At 51.3% G+C, this 11,988-nt stretch carries 12 protein-coding genes; 3 read left to right on the plus strand and 9 right to left on the minus strand.

The window, feature by feature from the left end; genetic code table 11:
- Window positions 1–97 precede the first annotated feature (97 nt).
- The 4 genes from NYE70_RS08175 to NYE70_RS08190 all read right to left on the minus strand — a co-directional run bounded on the left by NYE70_RS08175 (window position 98) and on the right by NYE70_RS08190 (window position 5,429).
- Window positions 98–1,972: a helicase-associated domain-containing protein gene (locus NYE70_RS08175; protein ID WP_341045626.1), complete on the minus strand. Its 1,875-nt coding sequence runs from the start codon at window positions 1,970–1,972 to the stop codon at window positions 98–100.
- Window positions 1,969–3,657, minus strand: coding sequence for a DNA repair helicase XPB (locus NYE70_RS08180; RefSeq protein ID WP_341045627.1), 1,689 nt, complete (start codon window positions 3,655–3,657; stop codon window positions 1,969–1,971). Before NYE70_RS08180 ends, NYE70_RS08175 begins: the two co-directional genes overlap by 4 nt.
- A gap of 117 nt (window positions 3,658–3,774) precedes the next feature.
- On the minus strand, window positions 3,775–4,200 hold the full coding sequence (locus NYE70_RS08185; protein ID WP_211019691.1) for a CBS domain-containing protein: 426 nt from the start codon (window positions 4,198–4,200) through the stop codon (window positions 3,775–3,777).
- Between the two features lie 44 nt (window positions 4,201–4,244).
- Window positions 4,245–5,429: an amidohydrolase gene (locus tag NYE70_RS08190; RefSeq protein ID WP_341045628.1), complete on the minus strand. Its 1,185-nt coding sequence runs from the start codon at window positions 5,427–5,429 to the stop codon at window positions 4,245–4,247.
- Between the two features lie 208 nt (window positions 5,430–5,637).
- On the opposite strand from NYE70_RS08190, the gene NYE70_RS08195 reads away from it, so the two are divergent.
- On the plus strand, window positions 5,638–5,979 hold the full coding sequence (locus NYE70_RS08195; RefSeq protein ID WP_213653936.1) for a YugN family protein: 342 nt from the start codon (window positions 5,638–5,640) through the stop codon (window positions 5,977–5,979).
- Window positions 5,980–5,991: 12 nt separating this feature from the next.
- Complete coding sequence (ftsW, locus tag NYE70_RS08200) at window positions 5,992–7,239, plus strand: putative lipid II flippase FtsW (protein WP_211019694.1); 1,248 nt, start codon at window positions 5,992–5,994, stop codon at window positions 7,237–7,239.
- 130 nt (window positions 7,240–7,369) lie between these two features.
- Here the strand turns inward: ftsW and NYE70_RS08205 are convergent, their stop codons facing one another.
- Window positions 7,370–7,732: an Asp23/Gls24 family envelope stress response protein gene (locus tag NYE70_RS08205; protein WP_211019695.1), complete on the minus strand. Its 363-nt coding sequence runs from the start codon at window positions 7,730–7,732 to the stop codon at window positions 7,370–7,372.
- A gap of 131 nt (window positions 7,733–7,863) precedes the next feature.
- Here NYE70_RS08205 and cax point away from each other — a divergent pair, with 131 nt between their 5' ends.
- The gene (gene cax, locus NYE70_RS08210; protein WP_211019696.1) at window positions 7,864–8,934 is read left to right on the plus strand and encodes a calcium/proton exchanger; all 1,071 of its coding nucleotides are present in this window, start codon (window positions 7,864–7,866) and stop codon (window positions 8,932–8,934) included.
- Window positions 8,935–9,010: 76 nt separating this feature from the next.
- On the opposite strand, the gene NYE70_RS08215 is transcribed toward cax, so the two are convergent.
- The 4 genes from NYE70_RS08215 to NYE70_RS08230 form a co-directional block, all read right to left on the minus strand.
- On the minus strand, window positions 9,011–9,298 hold the full coding sequence (locus NYE70_RS08215; protein WP_211019697.1) for a DUF1507 family protein: 288 nt from the start codon (window positions 9,296–9,298) through the stop codon (window positions 9,011–9,013).
- Between the two features lie 153 nt (window positions 9,299–9,451).
- Window positions 9,452–9,697, minus strand: a complete 246-nt coding sequence (locus NYE70_RS08220) for an HPr family phosphocarrier protein (protein WP_211019698.1) — start codon at window positions 9,695–9,697, stop codon at window positions 9,452–9,454.
- 80 nt (window positions 9,698–9,777) lie between these two features.
- Window positions 9,778–10,893, minus strand: a complete 1,116-nt coding sequence (locus tag NYE70_RS08225; RefSeq protein ID WP_211019699.1) for an aminopeptidase — start codon at window positions 10,891–10,893, stop codon at window positions 9,778–9,780.
- Window positions 10,894–11,033: 140 nt separating this feature from the next.
- On the minus strand, window positions 11,034–11,876 hold the full coding sequence (locus NYE70_RS08230) for a hypothetical protein (RefSeq protein ID WP_341045631.1): 843 nt from the start codon (window positions 11,874–11,876) through the stop codon (window positions 11,034–11,036).
- Between the last annotated feature and the right edge of the window lie 112 nt (window positions 11,877–11,988).

Genomic DNA, 11,988 nt, shown 5'->3' on the forward strand with positions numbered 1-11,988 from the left:
GATTCTATTCAAAGTATTCCACCCGAAAGTAGACGAATTCATCATATCACAAACTGCTTTCAAGAAGAAGAGGGGGGATTTCCGGTTTTTATCCAATTCATTCATTACCGGCGACCATTTCCGGCAGCATTAGGCGCATTGATTCCCATTGGCCCGGGCCTAGTTCGGTCAGATTTCCCTGCACACCGTCCCGCCCGTCAACTTGTGAAAAAAGATGTCCCTTCACGGTCCACTTCTCTTCTCCCGTCAAAGTGATCGGGATAAATTCCATAATCGTCCCGTCTATTCGCAGCGATACTTTGGTCTTCCATGCTATGGCCTGGGACATCATTTTCCTTGCGGTCGATGCATGATAATCCCTCATCTCGCTTCGCCACATGACAGGAATATCATTCAAGCCGGCAAATAATTGTTCCGCCCCGGGTACCTCATCAGACCGGTCGTAAAAATGAAGATTCTGACCGCTAAAGATCCATGCCCGCTCTTCGGACTTGCCGCCTAACAAGTCCGATACGGTCGTTAATCCGGGTTCCTCCAGCTTTGGATACTCCGGACCCGATGTACCTGCAGTGCGCTGTTTGGGCAGAGACAGGTTTGCTTCCTCCAATGCTCTGCGAACCTTGGCATCTTGCCCGGCATCCACGATAAAATCACGCGGCCCGATCCGCTCCAGCACTCCTGCAAGCGCCGGCAAAGCGGCGACAGTTTCGGCTGCTTCCTCATCTCGACAACGCAGCAGGAGCTTTTCCTCGAGCACAATCCGGCCCATTTCACCGGCCCACTGCTCCAGGGCCAGCGACACATTTTCCGGAACTCCCGTCGCCGAATGGGCTTTAAGAAGCTCCAGCACCACATCTGGGGTCCGGCCGAGTTCAGCAGCCCGCGCCACGCTGGATTTGCTGATCCGATAAACGGACATCGCATCCATCGTCTGATTATCGCAGCAAGCTTCGAGCTCCCAACGAATCCGGTAAGAGACATCGGGCGGAACCAATATTTCATAATCCGGTTGAACGAAAAACACACCGGAGGGCCGTGCTGGCTCTTCATAGTTTGCTGCCGTATCCTCTATGTGGTCTACTTCGGCCGTTTTCTCCGGCAACTCATGCTGCGGCTTACGCCGCCAGCGGACTAACGTTGATCCTTTGGAATTTTTACCGATATCCAGCCAGCCGAACCCGCTTAATGCATCCACCCAGCTCTCGATCCATTCCGTGACCCGATCCGGCAAATCTTCCGAAGTCATCCCCATCGTTTGAAGGGAAGCATACATATCCTTTAGCGCGTACCAGTTCCCTTCCCGGAAATCTCGCTGCGTCAGCCTGTAAACGGCATGCTGGATGACCGCTTCGTCAGGAACATACCTGTGCAGCAACTCGCGGAACAAGACGGCCTCCATGATCTCCGGCTCCAGATCCAGCCAAGCTGTCAGCCGGCTTGAATCCAGCCCCCATAAGGCCCGTTCCTTTGTGAGGAGCCCGAGTGACTGGAGTAAATCCAGCACGACGGCGAGCCCTGGAGGATATACTTCCTGATGTGGGTATCTGAGTCCAAGGCCGGCAACATCCCGGTCCTGCAAATACAAGTAGGCCGACAGCTTACCGACCGATTTTTGGTGAATTGTACCCTTGGAGGTCATGGGCAGGCCGTTCCGGGCGATCCAAGTCAACGCCCGGAACAAATCAAGCACCAGCCCCGGACCAGCCTCCTTGTGAAGGTGCACAGAACCGCCGTCATGGGGGGGCATGACGGCGAGCTCAACCTGCTCCCATAACAGCGGCAAACGCTCGGGAGGGATGTAGTAAAGCTTTTCGCCCCAGGCCTTCCTGACCGCAGCCAGTTCCCCGGTTCGAAGAAGCCCGGGTAGGGCCGCTCGCAAATCAGCCCCGGTAACCCGGCCTGACGCCGCCTCATCCAACCGTTCCAGCTTGAACGGAAGTCCGGCGAAGCGCCGGAGAATATGTCCGATCATGCCCCTTCCTCCCGTTCGAAACTCACCACATATTCATAGCCCTGCTCAATCAGAAACAACTGTCTGCGCATGGCAAACTCCTGTTCACGCGTCTCTTCCGATACAAGCGAATAAAAAAATGCGCCGCTGCCATCCTGTTTCGGCCGCAAAATCCGCCCTAGCCGCTGCGCTTCTTCCTGGCGTGAGCCGAAGCTCCCGGAAATCTGGATCGCTACCGAGGCATCGGGCAAATCAACCGCGAAATTAGCCACTTTGGACACGGCAAGCACGGGAATTTCCCCTTTGCGAAATTGCGAAAACCATTTCCCCCGTTCTTCCTGCGGCATACTGCCGGTAATTAACGGAACGTCCAATGATCGGGCAATTTCCCGCAGCTGGTCCAAATACTGCCCGATGATCAAAATCTGCCTTCCGGCATGGCGGTCCAATAGCCGCTTTACAATTTCGGTTTTCCGGGGATTTTCCGCAGCAATCCGGTATTTTTCTCTGCCTTCAGCCTGGATGTATCGCTCTTTCAAACCGTCAGGCATGCTTACCCGGACCTCCTCGCATTCCACCTGGGCAATAAAACCGCGCTCCTCAAGCGCCCTCCAAGGCACTTCATAACGCTTCGGACCGATCAGCGAGAATACGTCCCGCTCGCAGCCGTCTTCCCGAACCAGGGTTGCGGTAAGCCCGAGACGGCGGGTTGCCTGGATATCCGCGGTAGCGCGAAACACAGGGGCAGGGAGAAGGTGAACCTCGTCATAAATGATGAGTCCCCAGTCCCGCTCGTTAAACAGACTCATATGCTTGAATCCTTCCTCTTTCTTTCCGCGATGGGTCAATATTTGATACGTCGACACCGTTACCGGACGGACATGCTTTCTCTCTCCCGTATATTCGCCTACGGCATCTGGTGATAAAGTCGTCTTGTCCGCAATTTCGGTAATCCACTGGCGTACCGAGGTAACGTTAGAGGTCAATATTAAGGTTTCGCATTGAAAATGCGCCATCGCCGCAAGACCGATCACCGTCTTTCCGGCTCCGCAAGGGAGTACAAGCACGCCGCTTCCCCCGCTGTCCTGATCTCCGGCGAAAGCCTCCACGCCCTCCGCTTGATAAGGTCTAAGGTCAAATCGCTTTCCTCCGGCAGTTACAGGCTTTAACTGGATAGATAGAGCTTGTCCCTGGTGATACCCTGCCTCATCCAGAACAGGATAGCCGAGACGAGCCAGCTCCTGCTTTAATGCTCCACGCCACAAGGATGGAACCAGCGCCCGTAAAGGGTCGATCAGATTCATGTGGAATCCGGCCAACCCTTTCTCTCGGGTCAACGACTCCAGCACTCCGGGGTCACCCGTAACGCATTCCAGACATAAGCGATCCGGTTCCTTATCGTAGCCGTATAGCTTTAAACTTCCGTATCTGGACATCCATTTGACGATATCCTCCGTAATTCCGCCGGGGATTTCCCATCGGGACAATCGACGCAGTCCCTGGATGACCTCTTCGGCTGATCTGCCGGCCGCGGCGGCATTCCATAGTGATAATGGCGTGATCCTGTATGTATGGTAATGAGCAGGGCTTTTTACCAGCTCGGCAAAAAGCGCCAACTGTGCCCGGGCGTCCTCAAATCCGGGGTGATTCTTTTCCAGCAAAATCGTCAGATCCCGCTGCACAATGCATGCTCCGTTCGTATTCACCGTCTGTCACCCTCCAATCCAAAATCGAATCCATGAATCTCTATATATTAAAAAGAAGCCCGACAGCCATCGGCCGCGAACTTCTTATCCCGCGCCTATCAATCGGGTTAAGCTGGATTAGTGCACATGTTCCGAAATTTCAGCCAACGCCTCGCCCGCGTTGTCGGCAAATATGTTTCGTACCGCCAGATCGCCGATCGAAACGATGCCGATCAGCCGGTCCCCCTCAGTTACAGGAAGGCGGCGGATTTGCTGTTCTGCCATCAATTCGGCCGCTGCATCCACCGAGGTATCCGGCGAGGCTGTTTTAATTCCCTTGGTCATCACGGCTTCAACCGCCGTGGATCCCGGGTGCTTCTCCGCAATCCCCCGCACTACCAAATCGCGGTCCGTGATCACGCCGATCAGCTTGTCGCCGCCTTTTTCCACCACCGGAATAAATCCGGTCCCATGCTGCTTCATTTTAACGGCAACCTCGTAGACATTGTCTTCAGGAGTTACCGTAACTACATCGTGGGTCATAATTTCGCTTACTTTTTTCATGTTCATCCCTCCTTCGGACATAGAATTCCAAAGAGGGAACATTTTTATGCGCCAGAGGATGAGTCATGTTCAGCGCAGTATGAATCTCGCATAGCGATCAATAGCGCAGCCGCATGCAACATTGCTGCTTCATCTATATCGAATTTGGGATGATGATGCGGATAAATAATGCCCTTCTCCGGATTTCCGGCCCCAACAAGCATAAAGCAGCCCGGTATCTCCCTTAAATAATAGGCGAAATCCTCGGCCGGCATAATTTTTGGCGAAACCTCAGGCAGTAGGCCAGCCGCAGTAGCCGCAGTTCCATAGAATCGTTCGAACTCTTGATGATCGTTGACCAGGCTCGGATAGCCCAGCATATAATCCACAGCCGCTTCAGCTCCATAAGCCGCAGCCGTACCTTCGGCCATCTCATGAATCCGGGAACGGATCAACGCTCTTGTCTCTTCGTCAAAGCAACGGACCGTTCCGGCTAAACGGCAGCGATCCGCGATAATATTCTGCGCGGTCCCTCCCTGAATCGAGCCGATAGTGACCACCGCCGGATTCAGAGGATCAACCGATCGGCTAACCACACTTTGCAGTTGAAGCACCAAAGCCGAAGCGGCCACCACGCTGTCAATCGTTCTATGCGGCATCCCTCCGTGTCCGCCCCGGCCTTGAATATCGATGAAAAATTCATCGGTCGAGGCCATTAGCGGTCCCGGTGCGCTGCCGGCAACACCGACAGGAATCGGCGTCCATAAATGGACACCATAGATGACGTCCGCTCCCTTGAGCGCTCCCGCTTCAATCATCGACACCGCCCCTCCGGGGCAGACCTCTTCCGCGGGTTGGAAAATCAGCCGGATCTCTCCCTCTAGCTCTTCCTTTTGACGACTATAGTATTCCGCCACCGCAAGAAGGACCGCCGTGTGCCCGTCATGACCGCATGCATGCATAACGCCGGGCATCAGGGAAGCGTAGTCGCACTGCTTCTCGTCCTGAATCGGCAGGGCGTCCATATCCGCCCGCAATGCCACCGTTTTGCCGGGCTTCGAGCCGCGTATCATGCCGATCAATCCGAATCCTCCGATGCCGGATGTAACCTCAATCCCGAGTCCGCGAAGCCGGTCCGCGACAAATGAGGAGGTTTCCTTCTCCATAAAAGACAGCTCCGGATGCCGGTGCAAATAACGTCTGTGCTCCACCATGGATGGAAACAAAGCTTGAAGCGCTTCCTTTTGCATTCTGCCTCACTTCCTTTTCAGCAAATCCCTTCCCCCATTGTATCAGAAAACGGACTTCCTTAATATGAGGCGTTCAATGCGGCAAATTGGAGAAAACGTCACTTTCTTCAAGGCTTTCCCATGCTTGCACAAGTGATGGAAACATAATATCATGGGAAGAGAACTTTCATGACTTTTTTACGAACTTTTGGAGGAGGCCTTCGGAAAGATGATTGTTGAAAATACAGGTTTGGATGGACTTAAGAGCGATTTGGCCTATTTGGATGAATCTGCCGAGAAGGTAGGCTTCATTCGCTGGCAATGGGAATATTACAGAGCTACATACGATTATAAAATTGAGTTTAACAATGAAGAATACTTCCTTCGCATTAATACGCGTGCCGTTGAAGGCAAATTGGAGCGTCCGGACACGGTTCTGGCCATTGAAGCGGTCTACATGGGGCGGGCCACTTTCCCTCACGGTCTGGAATACGAATCCGAAATTCCTGCGCTGGTTATGAAGACCGCCAGCCATAAGCTTGCCGAGCTGAAGCAACTTTTGGAGGCCTAAGGCATAACATCCATGAGAGACAACAAAGAAGAGCCCCGGCGCGGAACTCCCGATTTCCAGCTTCTCATTCTCACTTTGCTGATGGTGGGCTTCGGGATTGTCATGGTGTTCAGCTCCAGCTCCAGCGTTGCTCAGGTCAGCGAAAAGTTTAATTACGACCCGATGTACTTCACCAAACGTCAGATCGCCTTCGGGGCGGTCGGCCTCATCGGTATGTTTATCTCGATGAACATTCCTTATGAGAAGTATAAGAAATTGTTTGTACCGATATTTATTCTGGCGATCATCCTGCTGATGATCGTTCCTTTTTCCGGGAGCATCAACGGTGCCAGCAGTTGGTTTAAAGTCGGGACGCTGGGCATTCAGCCGACGGAATTGGCCAAGATTACTACCATCATGTATTTGTCGGCTCTTATTTCCAAAAAGGGCGAACGCTTCCGAGATCTGCGGACCGGTTACATTCCGGTCATGGTCATCGTCGGCTTTGTCGCCGGGTTGATTATGCTCCAGCCGGATCTTGGCTCCTGTCTCATTCTCGTCGCAACGGCGGGACTGATCATTTTTGCGGGCGGCGCTAATCTGAAGCATATTATGGGATCGATCGCCCTGCTGATCCTGGGCGCCAGTATCGTCATGGGCGTCGGAGCGCTATGGGACAAGATCAATCCGAGCGAATCAGCCGCTGCGGAGAATAACTACAAGATGGGAAGAATTCAAGCATACCTCGACCCATGGGAAGATCCCCAACATACGGGTTATAACCTGATCCAATCCATGACCGCGATCGGGCACGGCGGATTTGCCGGGACAGGATTCGGACAAGGCATTCAGAAGCTGCATTATCTGCCGAATGCCTATAACGACTTTATTTTCTCCGTGATCGGGGAAGAATTCGGATTTATCGGAACTATTATCTTCCTGATTTTTTATATTTACTTTATTTGGCGAGGCCTGCTTGTATCCCTTCGCTCCCACAGCACCTTCGGTACTTTGATGGGCGTCGGCATCATGGGTCTGATCGCCATCCAGGCGTTCATTAATATCGGCGGAGTCACGAGAACGATTCCGGTGACCGGAGTCACGCTTCCTTTTATCAGCTACGGGGGTTCATCCCTGCTCGTTATGATGGTAGCTATGGGGATCGTCCTGAGCATTTCGCGGGAATCCACACTTCCCACCAAGCAGGAGAGAACGAAATCCGTCGTTGTTAAGGAATCCGCTTCATACGACTGGAGCCACCGGAGACGCCATCAGGGCTAACCACATACTCAAGTAAAAAGCGCGAGCAATCGGGGACCCCCGTTACTCGCGCTTTTGCATTTGTCAAAAATAATAGGTTGCCCCATGTTATAGAGGCAACCCTGTCTGAATTGATCGTTTACCCGTTCTATCAAAGCTCGTCGTCCTTAAAAGCGACGCCTTCCACCTTGACATTCACTTCAACAACCTTCAGTCCGGACATGTTTTCCACAGCTTCCCGTACATTTTGCTGCAGCATCCGGCATACTTCATGAATCGGAGTCTCGTACAGCACGATGATCCGGAGATCGATCGCCGCTTCCAATTGACCGACTTCCACGGTAACGCCCTTTTGCACGTTTTTGCCGCTTAATCGTTTGGCCCATCCTTCAGATAAACCCCCGGACATAGCAGCTATACCAGGAGTTTCCAAGGCAGCCATTCCGGCAATTTTGGAAACAACGTCATCTGAAATCCGAATAAGCCCCATATCGAGTTGCAACTGCTCGGTCATGGTCATTCCTCCTTCAACCTCATTATTCTTCATTGTAAATGCTAATTTCCTTTTAAGCAAATATAGACCATTTTCTAAGTTTCGTTTATAATCACTACGTTATTGGTTATATTGAATTTGGAGGTGTTGAAATGAAAAAATACTTATCTCCCGGACTGCTCGTCCTTTTCTTCGTACTAAGCGCCATTGGACACTACGCTCATTGGTCGGCAACATTGGAATTCATCATCTCCGCGGTTGCGGTCATCTTTGTCGCCGGTTTCCTGGGCAAAGCAACAGAAAGCGTAGCTCATTACGCGGGACAGCGCCTGGGCGGCTTCTTGAACGCCACCTTCGGAAACGCAGCCGAGCTGATCATTGCCATTATGCTCATTAGGGAAGCCAAATTCGATATGGTTAAGGCAAGTATCACCGGATCCATCATCGGCAACCTTCTGCTTGTACTTGGGCTCAGCCTGTTCGCAGGCGGATTGAAGTACAAAGTTCAGAAGTACAATGTTTCCCTTGCCGGAATGAACGGCTCCCTGATGATTGTGGCCATCATCGCCCTGTTTGTTCCCGCCATCTTCCTGAATACACACGTCTTGCACGAAGAAGACCGGAATGTCCTCAGTCTCGTCGTTGCGGGTGTGTTGATTGTGGCCTATATCCTTTGGCTGGTCTTCTCCATGATAACCCATAAGAATTATCTTGCCGAGGTTACCGAAAGCCAAGATCAGGAGCTTCCGCATGAGCACGAACCGGCTTGGTCCAAGAAGCGTTCGATTTTGTACCTGGTCGTCGCTACAGTCATGGTGGCGTTTGTCAGCGAATGGCTCGTACATAGTCTCGATACCTTCTCAACCAAGTTCGGCTTGAGCGAAATATTCGTTGGCGCCTTCGTCGTAGCGATTGTCGGTAATGCCGCCGAACACAGCGCAGCCATCATGCTTGCCATGAAGAACAAAATCGGTGCCGCCGTCGAAATCGCAGTGGGCAGCAGCTTGCAAATCGCCTTGTTCGTTGCACCGGTACTGATCTTCATCAGCCATCTGTTCGGCAAACCGATGGACATTGTCTTCACGGTCATCGAGCTTGCCGCGATCGGCGTCGCTGTTTTTATCGCGAAATCGATCACCCAGGACGGCCAGACCAACTGGTATGAAGGCTTACTTCTGATTGCGGTTTATTGCATTCTCGGTTTCTCTTTTTATCTGGTATAGTTCCATCCGCCTCGCGGCAAAAAAAAGCGCATGCCCTTGATTTCAAGGTCATGCGCTTTTTGCTATATGCCGGCTTTTAATTTTTATTGTTCATGGCCTCATAAAGCGTAGCCAAATTACGTTCCAGTCTGCTCAAGATCTGTTTGCCTACCGTCTCCTGAACCAATCCGATGCGCACTGCATAATCGACCTGCCTGGAGAACCCGTACATCTGGGTATCCAATACTTCCTCATAGAGTGGGCAGTAACGCGTAGCCAGATTCTCCATCTGAACTTCGATCAGCTTTTCTATTTTATCCGCATCTTCTTTCAGAAGATTGAGCGCTTTGAGATTCAGTTGCTCCTGTAAATCAGATGAAGTCATGTTCATCCCCCCTATGTCCTCCAAAATCCACACATCTACTCTATTCATAATATTAGACGAAATCGGGGACCAATACAAGAACCTCGCCAAATAAACGGCTAACATATAAAAATACTCCCGCCCCGATAGGGCAGGAGTATTTCCAGAACTAGCTTATTCAGCCACTATTTTCACGTCCAAGCCGTGTTTTGCGAATACTTCAGCTACAGCAGCTTTAGCTTCTTCCGCATCCGGTCCGTGAACATGCAATTCATAACTCTTCGTGTTCACCAGGGTAGTAAAAAGACCGAGGATACTTTTAACATCAATGTACTTGTTGTCCGCTTGCAGTACAATGGATGAAGTATACTTTCCTGCTGTTTGAGCAATTTCCACAACTGCTTCATTGTTAGTGGCCATAGCGATCCCTCCGTGTCTAACTTTGAAATAACATAATCTTATGATACATTGAATCCGCTTTCCAGGCAAGGGATTTTCTCTTATTTCAGATTCTCGGGGTTAAGCCCTTCAAGCTCCGGAAGCACGAAGATCCCATCCTTACGAATAAGAACATCATCGAAGTAAATTTCCCCGCCGCCGTATTCCGGCCGCTGAATCAGCACGAGATCCCAGTGGATCGACGAACGGTTGCCGTTGTCGGTATCCTCATAAGCCTGACCCGGTGTGAAGTGAAGGCTGCCGGCGATCTTTTCGTCAAACAGAATGTCCTTCATCGGATGCAGAATGTAAGGGTTGAAGCCAATAGCGAATTCCCCGATATGTCTGGCGCCTTCATCGGAGTCCAGAATATCATTCAGGCGTTTCGTATCGTTGCTGGTCGCTTCCACAATCTTTCCGTTCTCAAACCGGAATTTGATGTTTTCAAAAGTAACGCCATTATACAGCGTGGCCGCGTTGTAGCTGATCGTCCCGTTTACGGAATCTCTCACAGGTGCGCTGTACACTTCGCCGTCCGGAATATTTTTTTGTCCCGAGCATTTCTCAGCCCCGATCCCTTTGATCGAAAAAGAAAGCTCTGTTCCCGGTCCGGTAATCCGAACTTTATCGGTACGTTTCATCAAATCCGCCAGCGCGTCCTGAGCGCGATCCATCTTCGCATAGTCCAGGTTGCATACATCGAAGTAGAAGTCTTCGAACGCTTCCGTGCTGACATTAGCCAGTTGAGCCATGCTTGCATTCGGATAGCGGAGCACGACCCATTTCGTACGTTTAACCCGCTGCTCGCTATGTACAGGATGGGAATACAGCGAATTGTATAGCTTCATTTTATCTTCAGGCACGTCGGACATGTCATTCACGTTAGCCCCCGCACGGATGCCGATGTAGCAATCCATCATTTTCATCCGGACAAGATCGTATTCCGCCCACGCCTTGATTCCTTCCTCCGTGGCATTCATCAACTGGGTACGCTGAACGGTTTTGTCCGTCAACTCAACAAATGCATTGCCGCCCTTCTTGCCGATTTCCTCGATCACGGCTTTAAGCAGATCCCGTTCATCGCCGATCATTTCTACAAGTACATTTTCTCCAGGCTGGACATCAACCGAATACCCTACCAGGTTTTCCGCCAGTTTCTGTATTCTTGGATCTCGCATAACAGCACTCGCCTCCTCAAAAAATAACGGGCTCTGAGCCCGGAGCGGCTTCAAAAAAGAATCCGCAGAAAGTTGAACATTGGTTAATTATACCCTTCTATTGTAACACGGTGTTTCTTTGAAGTCAGCCCATCCCCGGTTCAGCGGAATTGTTCAAACCGACTGTCCGTCCGCAACACCTCCGTTTCGGGATTTCCCGATGCGTTTATATAGGTCAACTCCGTTTCGGAAGAAAGCCGGATCGGCAGGCCGGAATTTCGATTAATGGTTAAATGATAAACGACCCTGGCATCCGCCTGATCCAACATAGACATTAACTGGCCCCTTCCCTCCGACCATATGCGTTCCAACTCCAGTTTCACTTTCGGACGACGTTCAGCCTTAACTTTAAGAAGCTGTTCTTCCCAACCCGCTTTGACCGCCTCCATTTCGTCCGCCAATTTGGCCTGCAACCTCTGTGCGGATTCTTTCGGATCAAGCTCGATTCGCAGCACCTTCGTTCCCCTTGCAGCCCCGCTTTCCACATTGATCGTTTTCTTTTGGGATCGGATTTCCTCTAATTGATCCAGCGGGTTCAGCCGCGCAATGCCGAGGTTATTGACATCCGTTTTATTGGATTTCAGATTCCAGCTTCCTTCGTTCCATTGAAGCTCTGCCTTATATACCGTATTAAGATGGGTTCCGGCCGCTTGTACGCCGTCGGTTCCACCTTTATTGCCCGTAGAAGACGGCAAGGTGGTTTGAATCGCCAGTTGGTGATGATCTTTCAACTTCCCCGTAAAATTCACGGCATCCTCCATCTTGGAATTCTCTCCGCGAAAAATCGCCGCACTGCCGCGAAATGTCAGCGAATCGCATCCAGCCAACCCCGCCCAGGAAAATTTGAACCATTCTTCGGGCGTTTTCGCGTCTTTGAGGCCACAAGCCGACAACATCAGAATCACGCACCACACCAAGCCCGTCTTGAAATATGTCCTTTGCATCGTGATTAGCGCCTCTCTATCTCCGGGAAGCAGACTCTGCAACCGGAAAAGGTATGTTAGCTGTAGCCTAACCCGACAAAAGGAATCTATTCGCATATCAAAATAAAAAGAA

The organism is Paenibacillus sp. FSL R5-0407 (assembly GCF_038009185.1).
Taxonomy (GTDB): domain Bacteria; phylum Bacillota; class Bacilli; order Paenibacillales; family Paenibacillaceae; genus Fontibacillus; species Fontibacillus vini.